Raw genomic sequence first — 14,906 nt, forward strand, 5'->3', positions numbered from 1 at the left:
TTCCCGAAGATGGGTGACAACTTTTTGTACAAAAAATTCTCGTTTTTTGTCTTTTCGTTATTTTTTGACGTTAGCACACTTCTTCCTGACAAATGGAAAACGAACTTTAATTTCTCGGCGAAGGACGCGGACGTGAAACATATGAGCTTGGCTATTGAGGTGCCGGATGCCCGGAAGGCCGCGAGCACACGCACGTTGGTGATTGCCGCGACGATCGGTAGCGCGCTGGAGTTCTTCGATTTCACCGCGTATAGCTTTTTCGCCATCGTCATCGGGAAGTTGTTCTTTCCGTCGCTATCGCCGTACATGCAGTTGCTGATGTCGGTCACGACTTATGGAGTCGGGTATGTGATCCGTCCGGTCGGTGGGCTGATATTCGGCTCGATTGCCGACACGTATGGGCGCAAGAAAGCCATGACCGCAACGGTTCTGCTCATGGCGGCGGGATGCGCCGTGATCGGCTTCGCGCCGACCTACGCCCAGGTAGGCGGATTCGCCCCGCTGATAATCGTCGTCGGACGCGCGCTACAGGGGCTGTCGGCCGGCGGTGAAGTGGGCACGGCGACCACGATTCTGGTCGAGTCGGCCTCGCCTAACCGGCGCGGACTGCTGGGCAGCCTCTCGTTCGCCAGTCAGGGACTCGGCGTAGTCATGGGCGGATTGGTCGCATTTGCCATCAATCACAATCTGTCGAACAGTGAAATCGAGTCGTGGGGATGGCGGGTGCCGTTCTACTGCGGTGTTTGCATTGCCTTCGTGGCCCTTGCTCTCCGGACCAGAATGGCTGAGGCCGAAGGTCAGCCGCATCATGACTCCGGCGTGCTCACGAACGCGACCGCAACGGCACGAAGCCCGGTACTTGACGCGTTCAAGCACCACTTTCCTTCGATTTGCTTCGGAGTACTGCTCATCATCGGGAGCACGGTCTGCGCCAATATCGTGACGTTCTACATGCCGACGTATGCGATAAGCGTGCTTCATATGGCGCCGTCGAATGCGCTGGCTGCCGCGATCGTCTCAGGCGTGGTTGTGTGCGTTGCGTCGATTGGCGCGGGGATTCTATCCGACAGGTTTGGTCGGAAGACGGTAATCCTCTACGCCCGAATCGGGCTGATCGTGGCTTTGTATCCTGCCTTCCGCTGGATCTCCCTCGATCCGACTCCCGTCAACCTGATGGTCGCCGTCGCCGTACTGAGCACGTTCTCCGCTCTTACGACAGCACCCAGCATCACGATGATTCCAGAGATGTTCCCCAGGAGCCTTCGCGCGAGCGGTATGTCTGTTGTCTATAGCGTTGGCGTATCGGTATTCGGTGGTTTTGCACAGACGAGTGCCGTCTGGCTGATCCATGTGACTGGATCGACGCTGGCCCCAGCGTATTACACGATGATCTGCGTAGCGGTCTCCACACTATCGCTTCTGTTCATTCGCGATAAAACCAGGCAGCCGATTTGAGCGCCCGTCATCCATCTGAGTCGAGAAAGTGAATGTCGAAACCGTTTGATATCGTTATCTCTGGCGGAACCGTCGTAGACGGTTCGAGAGGATTGAGATTCGACGCCGATGTCGGCATCGTGGGAGACCGGGTCGTGGCTATCGGAGACATGTCGTCGGCCAGTAGAAACCAAACGATCGACGCGACGGGTCGCATCGTCGCCCCGGGTTTCATCGACGTGCATACGCACGACGATCAGGCTGTCATATACGACCCGGCGATGACAGCCAAGGTTTCTCAAGGCGTTACGACGGTCGTTACCGGCAATTGCGGCATTAGCGCGGCGCCGCTTCCTGATACGCATGTGTTGCCGATGCCATTGAGTCTTCTGGGGCGCCAGGACTTACGGTTCGCAACATTTCGCGACTACCTGGATCACCTGCGCGATTCGCCGCTGTCTGTGAATGTCATCGCGCTAGTGGGACACTCCAGCTTGCGCGCGTGCACCATGGATGATTTGAGCAGGGCGGCCAGTGAGGCAGAGATAGCATCGATGCGCGATCTGTTATCGGATGCACTCGACGCCGGAGCGTTCGGATTGTCGACCGGACTGGCGTACCCGACCGCGATTAATGCACCGACGGCAGAAGTGATCGAGGTCGGTCGGCCACTGACGAAATCCGGCGGCCTGTATGTCTCGCACATGCGAAACGAGTCGGACAACGTGATGGACTCGCTATCGGAGACGTTTGAGATCGGGCGCGAGCTTGGCGTTTCCGTCGTGGTATCTCACCACAAAATTGGCAACCGCAGAAATTTCGGAGCGACGTCGCGCACACTTCCCTACATAACGTCGGCGATGGAAAAACAGTCCGTGTGCCTGGACTGCTACCCCTACGATGCCGGGTCGACGATGATAAGCACGGACCCAAACATGCTCGACGGGCGAGTGCTGATTATCTCCAGTGAAGCACACCCTGAATGCGCCGGCCGCGACCTCGACGACATCGCGAGCGACTGGGGCGTCGGTAAAGTCGAAGCTGCACGACGATTGCAGCCGGGCTCGGCCATCTACTTCCTGCTTTCGGAGACCGATGTGCGGGACATCTTGCGCTTTCCGCACACGATGGTTGGCTCTGACGGCCTGCCAGGCACGGAAAAGCCGCACCCACGGCTGTGGGGTACGTTTCCGCGAGTGCTTGGCCGCTACTGTCGTGACCTCGGATTGTTTCCGCTGGAAACCGCTGTCTGGAAGATGACGGGGCTGACGGCGAAAAATTTCGGTCTCGTCGATCGAGGTGTCCTGAAAGCGGGTTCCTTCGCGGACATCGTCGTTTTCGATTACGACACTGTCAATGATAGAGCCGACTACCAGAACCCCACACTCAGGTCGTCGGGTATCGATATCGTTATCGCGAACGGCAGTGTGATCTGGCAGAACGGCGAGCATACGAACTGCCATCCCGGACGGGTATTGACGCGGACAGCCGAAGCTAGCGAATAGCCGCTCTTTTACGAGCGTTGACACCATGTTTTTGCGCATTCGGTCGTTTTGACGGGAGTTGTTCGAGATGAGAGTGGTGGTCGTCGGGGCAGGTATCGCAGGGGCGGTGACGGCTCTAGCCTTGTCGCGAGAGGGGCACGAAGTACATATCCTCGAAGGTGCAGCCGAGGTGGCTCGCGGCGCGAGCCATGCCAATGCGGGCTTGATCTCACCGGGACACTGCTTCAGTTGGGCCGAGCCTGGCGTCATGAGGATGGCGGTCAAGGCAGCGATCGGTCTGGGTGACGGCATCGGTATTTGCCAGCCGTGGCGTCCGTCGTTGATACGATGGGGCTTGCAATTCAACCGCCAGAGCACCCATCTGAGATGGCTCGCCAATTCCCGCGCCGCGCTGGCGTTGTCGGCCTATTCGCGGGATGTCCAGTTCGGCGCCGACCCGATTTCACTCGATGCCTATGACGGCAAGCACACGGGCATCCTCTACCTCTACGGAGCCAACGATGCGCCGGGCGATCACGATGCGCAATTGCTGAGCGACGCTGGCGAGGCGTTCGAGAGTCTCGATTCCGACAGGCTGCTTACGCGCGAACCTGCGTTGCAGTTGGCGACGATTCGTTTCGACAAGGCCACCTACAGCCCGAACGATGGAACGGGCGATGCAGCACGATACGCTGCGGCCGCGCTAACGAAAGCTATGACGCTCGGCGCGCAGTTACATCTGTCGGAGCCCGTGCACAGCTTTGAACAGTCCGGCACTCGGATTACCGCGGTACGATCGAACAGGAACCGGTATGAGACCGACGCAGTGGTGATCGCAACGGGCCTCGCATCCCGTGAGCTGCTCGCCGGCATCGGTTACGACTTGCCTATTCAGGCTGTCACCGGCTACTCCGCGAGTTATGAAGGGGACTTCAGTTGCCTTCCTCGAGTCGGTGCTGTCTCCATTCCGCACAAGATCGCATGGACCGCGTTCGGTGAGAACCGCGTTCGGTTCACCGGGTTTGCGGACATTGGTATGCCGGGGCACGCCCGCAGCGCGAAGCGCTTCGACGCGCTGACCCGGTTCGCGGCGAGTGTGCTACCCGAAGTTCGGAAATTCGAGCCTTATCTGTGGATAGGGCAGCGCCCGATGACGCCCGACAACCTGCCGTTTCTCGGACAGGGGCGTCACGCCAATCTTTGGCTGAACTGCGGTCATGGTGCGATGGGCTGGACCATGTCGAGCGGCTGCGCGCAAATTCTCGCCGACCTCATCGGCAAGCGCACGCCGAAAATCGACCTCGCTCCTTACCGGTGCGACAGGTTCCATTCGATGCAGACGGGTGACCAGCCACACCAGGAATAAGCACTATTCCCCGCCAACGGCTACCGCCCGGTCCCACTCAGGCAGACGATACGCATCAACCAGTGCACAAACACATTGGCGCAGATGCAGCACTCCGCTACAGGCTCCGTGAGCCGGCGGAGCTATCGAAACTCACTGTCGAGGTTAATCATGACTCAAGCTCTCAAAGGCAAAGTTGCACTCGTGACCGGCGCTTCCCGTGGCATCGGCGCCGCTATCGCGGCGCGTCTCGCGCGTGACGGTGCATCCATCATCGTTCACTATGCGTCCAGCCCGGCGCGCGCGGAAGCCGTGGTCAAGGCGATCCGCGATGCCGGCGGCGAGGCCGAAGCCGTCGGCGCGAATCTGGCGCAGCCCGAAGGTGTGAAGACGCTCATCGATTCGCTCAACGGCGCGTTCGGCGGCCGCTTCGAAGGGCGGCTCGACATCCTCGTCAACAACGCGGGCACGGTCGAATACGGACCGTTCCTCGATTCGTCGGAGACTTCATACGACACGCACTTCAACCTGAACGTGCGCGCCCCGATCGAACTGGCGAAGGACGCGGCAGCGCGGATGGTCGCGGCGGGCTGGGGTCGCATCATCAACGTGGGCTCGGCCTTTGGTGAAGCGGCGCCGCTGCCCGGCGTGACGCTCTACATCGCATCGAAGTTCGCCATTCGCGGCTTCACGCGCGGCCTGTCGCGCGAGCTCGGCAAGTATGGCGTGACCGTCAATGCCGTGCAGCCTGGTCCAATCGATACCGAACTTTCTCCGCGGCCCGGCACGGAAGACTACGAAGCGATGACGAAGCTGGCAAGCGTGGGCCGCTTCGGCAAGCCGGAAGAAATCGCGGCCGCCGTGGCTTATCTCGCGAGCCCCGAAGCGGGCTACACAACCGGCGAGAGCCTGACCGTCGACGGCGGCTGGATCGCCTGACGCCGCCCGCGTGCCGAGGCGCTGTGCGGATGGAGGTAGCATCTGCACAGCGCCAGTTGAGCGTAGTCGAACACACGCGCTCGCAGCTCTTTCATCACGATGGCTGGATATGCAATCGGAGAATGCGAGATGCAAACCTGACGTGGTGCGATAATCGGCCTATCTCTTGCTACACCGACGAAAGCGCGCCGCTCGAGGCGCTGAGCACCGAGCGCGGTTTCTCGATTGAGCACGGCCTTGTCAGTCCACATCCGGAGCCACATGAAAATGAAAAAAACATCGCGCCGTCATTTTCTTTTGCTGAGCGTGGGCGTCGGTTCATCGCTCGCGTTGTCCCGCGCCGCTTTTGCGGCCACCGTTCCCAATGCGCTGAGCGAATCCGATCCGAAGGCAAAGGCGGTCGGCTATACCGAAGATGCGTCGAAGGTCGACAAAGCCAAATTCCCGAACTTCGCTGCTGGGCAATCGTGCGCGAACTGCTCGCTGTTCCAGGGTAAGGCCTCGGATGCCTACGGCGGCTGCACGCTGTTCGGCGACAAGCAGGTCGCGTCGCGTGGCTGGTGCAGCGCGTACTCGAATATGTGAGCGGGCGCGGCGTCGCGGTGATGCGCTGCTTGCGGCCGCCTCGCCGGTTACATCAGCGCCTTCAACACCAGCTCATACGACCGCCCGATCCACACTGCCGCGTCGCGATGATCGCGCAGTGCGTCACCGGTATTCGGATGCAGGAAGACATCGAACTCGCCGTGATTCAGCGTGAGCCAGCCGACCACGTCGGCGAACTGTGCCTGCGTGAACGCAAGCTGATACGACCACATCGGATGCGGGCCGACCGGCCGTTCGTGAAAGCGGCCGATCTGCAGTTCGTCGCCCCAGCGCGCCGCGATCTGCTCACGAAAAGTCCACGCGGCGTCGCGGCTTGCCGCATCGAAATAGATATGCGCGTGCCAGCTTTCGATGGCTGACGAATCGCGAAAGGTCGTATCAGAGTTCATCGTAGGTCCATCAAGTATCAGTCTTTATCCGGCTTCATTCTGCTTCGCTTTCCGCCGACGCGCGTGGTGCGAGGCGCATGTGGAACTGTGCTTCATCCTCGCCGACGGTCTCGAAGCCGAGGCGATCGTACAGCCGTTTCGCGGGATTGCCCTTCAACACGTGCAGCGCGACCGGCAGCGCGTCGGCTGCCGCGGCGCGCAGGATCGTGCGCAGCGCCTGCTCGCCGATGCCACGTCCCTGCAACGCCGGCGCAATCTGCAATTGCTCGACGAACCATTCGGCGTCGCCGCGGTACGCCTTGAGCAGACCGGCTGGCGCGCCATCGATGCAGATCACCTGCGCCACCTCATAGCGATGCAGCAGGCGCGCGCGATGAGCGGCGTCGTCGGTCGGTTCGCCGGCGCGCGCGAGGTGCTCGGTCATCGTGGCCTTGCGCAGTCCGAGCAGAAACGCTTCGTCGTCGGGCTGCGCGGGACGCAAAATCAGGGCGGGTCGTGAGGCAGAGAGTTGAGCGGACATGTCGGCAATGTTCCGGCGCGCGGAGAGCGGGTATGAAGAATTATCGTGAATTGTCGCGCCGCACGGTTTTTCAGGCAACGCTCGCTTACATCTGACAAGACCCGCTGTTACATCGATCCGCCAAATTAGCGCGCCAATGCCCCTCGCTTCGCGCAATTGCATGTGCGCCTGCGCGCCTACACTGTTTTCCATGGAGCGACAAATCACCGAGCCCATCGGCGCGATCTTCCCCTCGCGTCGTGTTTGAACCGTACCGTTGATAGAAGCAACGCACACAACGCGCAAGCCGTACAAAGGCAAGTGCGGACCAGCAGGGGTTGCGGCCGGGCGTGGTTAAAAACGAAGGACCGGGCTGCATGCAGTAGCAGTAAAAATAAACGAACAACAACTTTGCAGATTCGGTGGCTCTAGGTCGGCAGGCATCCACGCGCATGTACGACTGTTCCATCCTGGCGGCCCTGTTCCTCGCGGAACAGGGCCTTTTTTCGCTGGCGCGCGCCGCCTACGAGTGTCCGTAAATCCCGCCGAAAAGGCGCGCTGGGCGGCTATGCAAGATCCCGGGCGCGTTTGCCGCTGTCATTCCTGCTTGCTAGACTGGCTTCGCCTGTTTGCCGCCTCTCCGGTTGATTGCGCCGTCGCATTCGCCGCCGGATGCGCGCGTCAGCGCCAGCGCCGCCGCGCGCGGCGCAATCAACCGGAGAGGCGGCCGGAAACACCTGGAGACAATCGGAGACACCATGTCCTACATGCTGCTCATCGTCGAACCCCCGAATCAACGTGTCGAACGCGGCGAAGCCGCGGGCCGCGAGGTCTACGACCAGATGGTGCGGTTCGCCACTGGCCTCAAGGAGCGCGGCAAGCTGCTCGCGGTCGAATCGCTGACGTCGCAGCGCGACGCCGTGCGCGTGCAGGTCCGCAACGGCCAGCCGAAGCTCGTCGACGGTCCGTTCGCCGAGGCGAAGGAAATGATCGGCGGCTTCTTTCTGCTCAACTGCGAAACACGCGAAGAGGCTGTCGCCATCGCGCAGGCTTGCCCGGCGTCGTCGTGGTGCACGGTCGAAGTCCGCAAGCTCGGGCCGTGTTTCATGTAGCGGTGCGCGAGGTGTGTGAAAGCGTCCGGATAGCCGCGTGCGCGCCGCCTGCACGCGCATCTTCTCGGTACTTTCCCTGGGGCGTCGTCGCGAATGTCGATCGGCTCGCGCATGGCTCGTCGTGTGGATAAGGAGCGAGCGGCGCGGCTTTCCCGCCGCCACCGCTTACCCATGCCCAACATCCACTGACAAAAATGGAGCAACGACGATGCGATTCATGATCCTGGTCAAGGCAACGGCGGCGAGCGAAGCGGGTGAGATGCCCGAAGCGTCCCTGATCGCCGCGATGGGCGCGTACCACGAACAACTGGCCCAGGCCGGCGTGCTGCTCGACGCGACCGGCTTGCAGCCCACCTCGAAAGGCTGGCGCATCCGCTACAGCGGCGGCAAGCGGACGTTCGTCGACGGGCCGTTTGCGGAAACCAAGGAACTGATCGCCGGTTACACGCTGATCCAGGTGCGCTCGCGCGAGGAAGCGATGGAGTGGGCGCGGCGTTTTCCCGCGCCGTTCGGCGAGCACGCGGACGGCGAAATCGAAGTGCGGCAACTCTTCGAACTCGACGACTTCGAGCCGGGCCCGGAAGTGGAGAGCCTGCGCAAACTGGAAGCGCAGCGGCGCTGAATTCGCAATTCACGACGCTCACCGGAGTTCATCATGCACAAGCAGATCTACGTCAATCTCGCCGTCGACAACCTCGAACGGTCGAAGGCATTTTTCAGCGCGCTCGGCTTGAGCTTCGAGCCGCGCTTTTCCAACGAGCGGGCCGCGAGTCTGATCCTCGGCGAAAACCTCTACGCGATGCTGCTCGTCAAAGACATGTTCAAGACTTTCACGCACAAGCTCCTCGCCGATCCGAAGGAAAGCACTGAGGTGCTGCTGTGTCTGTCGTGCGAGAGCCGCGAGGAAGTAGACGCGCTCGTCGCAAAGGCACTGGCGGCGGGCGGCAGTGCGCCGCGCGCGCCGCAGGACCACGGTTTCATGTACGGGCACGGCTTCGAGGATCTCGATGGCCATATCCGGGAGCTCGTGTACATGGACCCGAACGCGCAGCCGCCAGCAGCAGACCAAGGCTAACGCCGTGACGACGCAGGCCACTCATCGTGCGATCGAGGCTGTCTGGCGGATCGAATCTGCGAAGGTCATCGCTCACGTCGCGCGGATCGTGCGCGACGTGGGGCTCGCTGAGGAACTCGCGCAGGACGCGCTGGTGGCCGCGCTCGAGCATTGGCCCGAGGCGGGCGTGCCCGAGAACCCCGGAGCGTGGCTGATGACGGCCGCGAAAAACCGCGCGCTCGACCGCCTGCGCCAGGAAGCGCTGCATGCGCGCAAGCGCGAGGAGCTCGGTCACGATCTCGACGCGTTCGAGGCCCACCTCGTGCCCGATTTCGTCGATGCGCTCGACGCCGCGCGTGCCGACGACATCGGCGACGATCTGCTGCGGCTCATCTTCACCGCGTGCCATCCGGTGTTGTCGACCGATGCGCGCGTCGCGCTCACGCTACGCCTGCTCGGCGGCCTCACGACCGACGAAATCGCGCGCGCGTTCTTCGTGCCGGAGCCGACCGTCGCGCAGCGGATCGTGCGCGCGAAGCGCACGCTGTCGGCGGCGCGCGTGCCGTTCGAGGTGCCGCAGGCGGATGCGCGCGCGCCGCGCCTCGCATCGGTGCTGCAGGTGATCTATCTGATTTTCAACGAAGGCTATTCGGCCACGGCCGGCGACGACTGGATGCGCCCAGCGCTCTGCGAGGAAGCGCTGCGGCTCGGGCGCGTGCTCAGCGGACTCGTGCCCGGCGAAAGCGAGGTGCACGGCCTCGTCGCGCTGATGGAGATTCAGGCGTCGCGCACGCATGCGCGCACCGACGGGGAGGGGCGCCCTGTGCTGCTGCTCGATCAGGACCGCAGCCGCTGGGACCCGCTGCTGATTCGGCGCGGGCTCGCTGCTTTGGAGAACGCGCATGCGCTCGGCGGCGCGAGCGGGCAGTACGCGTTGCAGGCCGCGCTCGCGGCGTGTCATGCGCGGGCCCACCGTGCGGAGGAGACCGACTGGGCGCAGATCGTCGCGTTATACGACGCGCTGGCGCAGGTCGCGCCGTCGCCGGTGGTCGAGCTGAACCGCGCCGTTGCGGTGGGGATGGCGTTCGGACCGACGGCCGGCCTCGAGATAGTCGATGCGCTCGCCGCCGATGCGGCGCTCGCGAATTACCACTGGCTGCCGAGCGTGCGCGGCGATCTGCTCGTCAAGCTCGGCCGCATCGACGAAGCGCGTGCCGAGTTCGAACGCGCGGCCGCGATGACGCGCAATGCGCGCGAGCGTGAATTGTTGCTCGAACGTGCGCGCGGGTTGGCGCATTGAGGTTCGTGTGAAGCTTGCGTTGACGCGCGCAACGAATGGCTGGCGTGCCCGTTTAATGCAATTCGTTGAACTCGACGCGCCCGCCCTTCATCACCAGAGGGATGTGCTCGCCCTGGCCGCTCAGGCAGCTCAAGTCGCGGAATGGATCGCCGTCGACCACCAGCACGTCGGCATAAGCGCCCGGTGCGAGGCGTCCCAGCTTACCCGTCATGCCGAGAATTTCGGCGCCGATGGTGGTGGCGCTGCCGATTATCTCGGCGGGGGTCAGCACTTGCGCGCGGATCGCAAACTCGTCGCTTTGCATACGATGGCCCGGCCCGAGCAGATCGCTGCCGAAGCCCATCTTGACCCCGGCGCGCTTGAAAATCTCCAGCGACTTCAAGCCGGCTTCACGCACGATGTCGATCTTGGCCGCGCTCTCGGCCGACAAGCCGAAGCGCACGCCCTCGATATGCAATGCCTCGTAAGCCACCAGCGTGGGCACCACGTAGGCGCCGCGCCCGGCCATCAGATCGGCGGTCGGCGCATCGATCAGATTGCCGTGCTCGATGGTGCGCACGCCGCAGCGCACTGCGCGCTGCATTGACTCAGCCGTATACGCGTGTGCCATCACGTAGGTGCCGCGCGCCTCGGCTTCGGCGACGACCGCGCGGATCTCGTCCTCCGAGTAGCCGAGCGCGCCGACCGGATCGGTCGGCGACGCAACGCCGCCGGAAGCCATGATCTTGATCTGGTCGGCGCCCATCTGCAGTTCTTCGCGCACGGCGCGGCGCAACGCGTCGACGCCGTCGACGACCCGGCTCAACGCACCGACACGCACGCAGCAGTTGCAAGGCGCGTCGCCGGGCATGAAGTCCGTGCGTGCGCGCCCGTCGCCGTGGCCGCCGGTTTGACTGAGCGCGCGGCCGTGAAGCCGCGCCGCAGGATACCGCGCATGATCGGCAGCGCCTTGAGGGTGACGAACACGTTGGGCATGCTCACCTGGCTCGGCAAATCGAACTGCGTCGCGATCATGTGCGCGTGCAAGTCGATCAGGCCCGGCATGATGGTCTTGCCTTTGAGATCGATGACCTGTGCGCCGTGCGCCTCGATCGGCTGCTGCGATACTTCCTTGATCGTGCCGCCTTCGACCAGCAGATTGTGGCCCGGCTGCAATGCGTGTTGCAGCGGATCGAGCAAAGCGCCGTTCTTGAACAGGATGCGGTCCATATGTTCTTCCTCGGGTTGCAGGGTGCGAGCGCGCGATGCGCCGGCTGCGGGCGGTTCAGCGTTTCAGGCTCAGCGCGGCAATTTCTTCCAGCGACCGGCCGCGGGTGGGCACGCCCATGATCAGCACGGCGAGCGCGCCGATGATCAGCACCAGCGTCGTGCCGCCGAAAACCCCGCCGAAGCCCAAACGCGGGTAGAGATAGCCGACCAGGATCGGCGCGGTGATCGCGCCGAGGCGTCCGATTGCCGAAGAGACGCCCATGCCGGTCGCGCGCACTTCGGTGGGGAACACTTCGGGCGTGTAAGCGTAGACGCCGGCATAAGTCCCGTTCATGAAGAACGACAGCAAAAAGCCCGACGTCAGAATTTGGGCATCGCTGTGCGTGAGCGCGAGCCCTAACGCGGAGAACCCGCCCAGCGCCATGTACGTCACGATGGTCGCGCGGCGGCCGATCTTTTCATTGAGCCACGCGCCCGAGAAGTAGCCGGGAATCTGCGCGAGGTACATGACCAGTGAATACGAAAAGCTGCGCGTGATCGTCATGCCGCTTTGCACGAGGAGACCGGGAATCCACGTAAAGAACGCGTAGTAACTGAACGTGATCGACAGCCACATCAGCCAGGCCATCGCGGTGATGCTCGCCAGCGGGCGCGACCAGAGCGCCTTGAGGTTTCCCAGTGGCGTGCCGCGCGCGACGGGAGCCGGGACGCTCGCCTCGATCGCCTGCTCCGGCAAGAGTGGCAAGCCGGCGGCGTGCACCACCGCTTCCATCTGGTCGACGATCACCGAGGCTTCGGCGCTTCTGCCGCGATTGTCGAGCCAGCGCGGTGATTCGGGCAACGCGCGCCGCCACCACAGCAGCATGACGATCGGCAGCGCGGTGATTACGGAGACGATACGCCAGGCGTCGGGCGCCAGCGGTATGACCAGATAACCGAGTATCGCGGCGGCGACGAAGCCGAACGAGAAGAATGCCGCCAGACTGCCGGTGAATGTGCCGCGATACTTGCGCGCGCAGAACTCCGAGAGAAATGGCGCGACGATCGCGCTTTCGGCGCCGGTGCCGACCCCGGCGATGATGCGCATCGCCATGAAGAAAGGCCAATCCTGCGCGGTGGCGCTGATGAGCGACGCGATGCAGTAGATGATCAGTGCCCACACCATGACTTTGCGCCGGCCGATCAAATCGCCGAGGATGCCGGCGAGCGCGGCGCCGAAGAAGTAGCCGATGAAGGTGCCGCTGCCGAGCACGCCGGTCTGCACGCTGCTTAGATGCCACTGGTCGCGCAGCACTGGCAGCATGAAGGCCAGCACGGCGGCATCCATCGCATCGAAGACGTAGCCCAGTCCTCCCAGCCACAGCAGTTTCCGATGAAAGCTCGAGTACGGCAGGCGCTCTATGCGAGCGGGAATCGTCGACATAGCTTGCTTCCAGAAAGGGGAGCGCCGTGGCGCCGGGAATCGTCGAACGAGTATAGGGAGCCGAAATAGACGGGGCTTGGATGGAAACCGCATCGGACATGCGGATTCCGGCATATCGGCGCAGCGTGCCGCGACACGCGTATCGGCGCAGCCGTCGCTTCAGCGAATCAACTGCCGGACCCCCAGCGCGACGATCAACCCGCCGCACACGCGATCGACCCAAGCCTTGCCGCGCCGATAGGCCGTCGCGATCCGCGCATGCGACAACGCGAGCGCGACGAACCCATACCAGCTGCTCGCGACGACGAGCACCACGCCGAGCATCGCCGCAAACGTGCCGGTGCTCACATGCGCGGGCGCCGCCGACGAGAACACCGCCGCGAAAAACGCCATCGACTTCGGATTCGCGATGTTGGTCGCGAAACCCTGCGCGAACGCCTGGCGAAAGCCGCCCGCCGGCGCCTTGATCGTGACGGCCTGTTTGGCCGCCGACGCGTTGAAGATCAGCCGTCCGCCGAACCACAGCAGATAGGCGGCGCCCGCGATCCTGACCACGAGCGCGAGCCATGGGAATGCGGCAAACACGATGCCGACGCCGAGAATCGCGCAGCTTGCCCAGAACAGATTGACGAGCACGATGCCGGCGACCATCGCGAGCGCCTCGATGCGCGTGGCCGACGCGGCCTTGTGCGCAACCGCGACGAAGTTCGGACCGGGGCTCATCACGCCCGCGATATACACGGAGAAAACGCCGAGAACGGCGGAGCCATCGATCACAACACACTCCTTGTCTGGACACCGGGGACGAGCGGCAACGAAAGCATCGCGCTCATAGCCTGAAAAACGCGATGCCGGCGGCCACGACGCCCGCCGCCGCGATGAAGTATGACAGATTGCGCAGCCACGTCGCGCACGGTGCGCCGACTCAATGCAGGCCCGCCGCGAGCCACGTTCGCACCAGCGGAATCACATGTTCGCCGCCAAGCATGCCGAGCAGTCCGACCAGCGCGACCGTCGGCGGCGCGGGAGATTTCACGTCCATCACGCTGTAGAGCAGCCCGACCAGCACGCCGGCGGCGAGCGAAATCAAATACGCTTTCATGGTCCTGTTACCTGTTTGAAGAGGGCAACGGTGCGGGCTATTGCATCCGCACGACGACGCGTCCGCGCGTGCCCGCGGCGACCGCCTCGTACGCTTCGCGCGCGCGTTCGAGCGGGAACTCCTGCGCGATTGCCGGGGCGCTCAGCTTGCCGCTCTCGAAGCCTTCGACGAGCGCCGTCATCAACGGCGCCGATTCCGCGACGCCGAGCTTCGCGCTGTCCACGCCGAGCAGTTGAGTCTCGTTGTGATAGAAGTCGATCAGATCGAATTCGACGCGGCGTTTGCCCGTGCTGCTGATCTCGAGCACGCGGCCGCGCCGTTTCGCGAGACTCAGCGCGGTCTCGAACGCGACGCCGCCGACCGTGTCGTAGACCACCTCCGCGCCCGCGCCGCCGGTCAGTTCGCGCAGGCGTTCGGCGACGTGTTCGTCGAACGGCACGTAGGCATCGATGAGGCGGCCGGCAGGCGTGTCCGCATCGAGCGGACGGCGGTCGACCGCGATCACGCGCGCGCCGCGTGCTTTCGCGATCTGCACGACCGCGCCGCCGACGCCGCCGCCCGCGCCGATCACCGCGATGGTTTCGCCGGCCTGCAACTTCGCGTATTCGACGGTGCCGAGCCAGGCGACCACGAAGTTCACGCCGATTGCGGACGCCTGTGCGTGAGTCAGCGTGGAAGGCTTGCGCGACAACGCCGCGAGCGGCACCTTGAGGAACTCGGCATGCGTGCCGTCGCGCGTGAAGCCGATGTCGCCGCCGGTGCCCCACACTTCGGCGTTCAGCCAGGCTTGCGGACCGTCCACCACCACGCCGCTGAAGTCGCGCCCCGGCGTGCGCGGCAGGACCGTGTGTTCGAAATGCCCGGACACGTTCTTGACGTCGCTCGGATTGACCGAGGCCGCGACGACGCGCACGACGGCGTGTTGCGCGTCGGCTTGCGGCGTCGGCAGCTCGACGTATTCGAGCACTTCGGGGTTGCCAAAGGATTTGAACTGGATCGCTTTCATCGTG

General features: G+C 63.5%; 15 protein-coding genes and 1 pseudogene. 9 read left to right on the forward strand and 7 right to left on the reverse strand.

Annotated elements, in window-relative coordinates; translation table 11 throughout:
• Window positions 1-9: 9 nt before the first annotated feature.
• The 5 genes from B9Z01_RS21035 (at window position 10) to B9Z01_RS21055 (ending at window position 5,787) form a co-directional block, all read left to right on the forward strand.
• The gene (locus B9Z01_RS21035; protein WP_085486604.1) at window positions 10-1,455 is read left to right on the forward strand and encodes an MFS transporter; all 1,446 of its coding nucleotides are present in this window, start codon (window positions 10-12) and stop codon (window positions 1,453-1,455) included.
• A 32-nt stretch (window positions 1,456-1,487) separates the two neighbouring features.
• Window positions 1,488-2,939 (forward strand): N-acyl-D-amino-acid deacylase family protein, encoded by a 1,452-nt coding sequence (locus tag B9Z01_RS21040; protein ID WP_085486606.1) that lies wholly within the window; start codon window positions 1,488-1,490, stop codon window positions 2,937-2,939.
• Between the two features lie 67 nt (window positions 2,940-3,006).
• Window positions 3,007-4,284: an FAD-dependent oxidoreductase gene (locus B9Z01_RS21045; protein WP_085486608.1), complete on the forward strand. Its 1,278-nt coding sequence runs from the start codon at window positions 3,007-3,009 to the stop codon at window positions 4,282-4,284.
• A 150-nt stretch (window positions 4,285-4,434) separates the two neighbouring features.
• The gene (locus B9Z01_RS21050) at window positions 4,435-5,202 is read left to right on the forward strand and encodes an SDR family NAD(P)-dependent oxidoreductase (protein WP_085486610.1); all 768 of its coding nucleotides are present in this window, start codon (window positions 4,435-4,437) and stop codon (window positions 5,200-5,202) included.
• 267 nt (window positions 5,203-5,469) lie between these two features.
• A complete protein-coding gene (locus tag B9Z01_RS21055) occupies window positions 5,470-5,787 on the forward strand; it encodes a high-potential iron-sulfur protein (RefSeq protein WP_085487103.1) in 318 nt (105 codons plus the stop codon).
• Between the two features lie 47 nt (window positions 5,788-5,834).
• Here B9Z01_RS21055 and B9Z01_RS21060 read toward each other — a convergent pair whose 3' ends face one another.
• Window positions 5,835-6,197 carry a DOPA 4,5-dioxygenase family protein gene (locus B9Z01_RS21060; RefSeq protein WP_085486612.1) on the reverse strand — a complete coding sequence of 121 codons (363 nt, stop codon included), beginning with the start codon at window positions 6,195-6,197 and terminating at the stop codon, window positions 5,835-5,837.
• 34 nt (window positions 6,198-6,231) lie between these two features.
• On the reverse strand, window positions 6,232-6,717 hold the full coding sequence (locus B9Z01_RS21065) for a GNAT family N-acetyltransferase (RefSeq protein ID WP_085486614.1): 486 nt from the start codon (window positions 6,715-6,717) through the stop codon (window positions 6,232-6,234).
• A 737-nt stretch (window positions 6,718-7,454) separates the two neighbouring features.
• Between B9Z01_RS21065 and B9Z01_RS21070 the strand changes: the two genes are divergently transcribed.
• From B9Z01_RS21070 to B9Z01_RS21085, 4 genes are all read left to right on the forward strand, one after another.
• Window positions 7,455-7,808: a YciI family protein gene (locus B9Z01_RS21070; RefSeq protein WP_085487105.1), complete on the forward strand. Its 354-nt coding sequence runs from the start codon at window positions 7,455-7,457 to the stop codon at window positions 7,806-7,808.
• Between the two features lie 208 nt (window positions 7,809-8,016).
• The gene (locus B9Z01_RS21075) at window positions 8,017-8,430 is read left to right on the forward strand and encodes a YciI family protein (RefSeq protein ID WP_085486616.1); all 414 of its coding nucleotides are present in this window, start codon (window positions 8,017-8,019) and stop codon (window positions 8,428-8,430) included.
• Between the two features lie 33 nt (window positions 8,431-8,463).
• A complete protein-coding gene (locus tag B9Z01_RS21080; RefSeq protein WP_085486618.1) occupies window positions 8,464-8,883 on the forward strand; it encodes a VOC family protein in 420 nt (139 codons plus the stop codon).
• 4 nt (window positions 8,884-8,887) lie between these two features.
• Window positions 8,888-10,162, forward strand: a complete 1,275-nt coding sequence (locus B9Z01_RS21085; RefSeq protein ID WP_085486620.1) for an RNA polymerase sigma factor — start codon at window positions 8,888-8,890, stop codon at window positions 10,160-10,162.
• A gap of 52 nt (window positions 10,163-10,214) precedes the next feature.
• Here B9Z01_RS21085 and B9Z01_RS21090 read toward each other — a convergent pair.
• The 5 genes and pseudogenes from B9Z01_RS21090 to B9Z01_RS21110 all read right to left on the reverse strand — a co-directional run bounded on the left by B9Z01_RS21090 (window position 10,215) and on the right by B9Z01_RS21110 (window position 14,902).
• A pseudogene (locus B9Z01_RS21090) lies at window positions 10,215-11,371 on the reverse strand (metal-dependent hydrolase family protein).
• A gap of 55 nt (window positions 11,372-11,426) precedes the next feature.
• Window positions 11,427-12,794: an MFS transporter gene (locus tag B9Z01_RS21095; protein WP_085486622.1), complete on the reverse strand. Its 1,368-nt coding sequence runs from the start codon at window positions 12,792-12,794 to the stop codon at window positions 11,427-11,429.
• Window positions 12,795-12,953: 159 nt separating this feature from the next.
• Window positions 12,954-13,571, reverse strand: a complete 618-nt coding sequence (locus tag B9Z01_RS21100; protein WP_085486624.1) for a LysE family translocator — start codon at window positions 13,569-13,571, stop codon at window positions 12,954-12,956.
• A gap of 148 nt (window positions 13,572-13,719) precedes the next feature.
• Entirely contained in the window at window positions 13,720-13,896 is a 177-nt protein-coding gene (locus B9Z01_RS21105) for a DUF1427 family protein (protein ID WP_085486626.1), read from the reverse strand.
• 37 nt (window positions 13,897-13,933) lie between these two features.
• On the reverse strand, window positions 13,934-14,902 hold the full coding sequence (locus B9Z01_RS21110; protein ID WP_085486628.1) for a quinone oxidoreductase family protein: 969 nt from the start codon (window positions 14,900-14,902) through the stop codon (window positions 13,934-13,936).
• Between the last annotated feature and the right edge of the window lie 4 nt (window positions 14,903-14,906).

The sequence above is a fragment of the Paraburkholderia susongensis genome (assembly GCF_900177725.1).
Classification (GTDB): domain Bacteria; phylum Pseudomonadota; class Gammaproteobacteria; order Burkholderiales; family Burkholderiaceae; genus Paraburkholderia; species Paraburkholderia susongensis.

What these genes read in the sequence shown, in the direction of transcription:
- B9Z01_RS21035 (WP_085486604.1), top strand. Translation starts at nt 10, where the DNA reads ATGGGTGACAACTTTTTGTACAAAAAATTCTCGTTTTTTGTCTTTTCG.
- B9Z01_RS21040 (WP_085486606.1), top strand. Translation starts at nt 1,488, where the DNA reads ATGTCGAAACCGTTTGATATCGTTATCTCTGGCGGAACCGTCGTAGAC.
- B9Z01_RS21045 (WP_085486608.1), top strand. Translation starts at nt 3,007, where the DNA reads ATGAGAGTGGTGGTCGTCGGGGCAGGTATCGCAGGGGCGGTGACGGCT.
- B9Z01_RS21050 (WP_085486610.1), top strand. Translation starts at nt 4,435, where the DNA reads ATGACTCAAGCTCTCAAAGGCAAAGTTGCACTCGTGACCGGCGCTTCC.
- B9Z01_RS21055 (WP_085487103.1), top strand. Translation starts at nt 5,470, where the DNA reads ATGAAAAAAACATCGCGCCGTCATTTTCTTTTGCTGAGCGTGGGCGTC.
- B9Z01_RS21060 (WP_085486612.1), bottom strand. Translation starts at nt 6,197, where the DNA reads ATGAACTCTGATACGACCTTTCGCGATTCGTCAGCCATCGAAAGCTGG.
- B9Z01_RS21065 (WP_085486614.1), bottom strand. Translation starts at nt 6,717, where the DNA reads ATGTCCGCTCAACTCTCTGCCTCACGACCCGCCCTGATTTTGCGTCCC.
- B9Z01_RS21070 (WP_085487105.1), top strand. Translation starts at nt 7,455, where the DNA reads ATGTCCTACATGCTGCTCATCGTCGAACCCCCGAATCAACGTGTCGAA.
- B9Z01_RS21075 (WP_085486616.1), top strand. Translation starts at nt 8,017, where the DNA reads ATGCGATTCATGATCCTGGTCAAGGCAACGGCGGCGAGCGAAGCGGGT.
- B9Z01_RS21080 (WP_085486618.1), top strand. Translation starts at nt 8,464, where the DNA reads ATGCACAAGCAGATCTACGTCAATCTCGCCGTCGACAACCTCGAACGG.
- B9Z01_RS21095 (WP_085486622.1), bottom strand. Translation starts at nt 12,794, where the DNA reads ATGTCGACGATTCCCGCTCGCATAGAGCGCCTGCCGTACTCGAGCTTT.
- B9Z01_RS21105 (WP_085486626.1), bottom strand. Translation starts at nt 13,896, where the DNA reads ATGAAAGCGTATTTGATTTCGCTCGCCGCCGGCGTGCTGGTCGGGCTG.
- B9Z01_RS21110 (WP_085486628.1), bottom strand. Translation starts at nt 14,902, where the DNA reads ATGAAAGCGATCCAGTTCAAATCCTTTGGCAACCCCGAAGTGCTCGAA.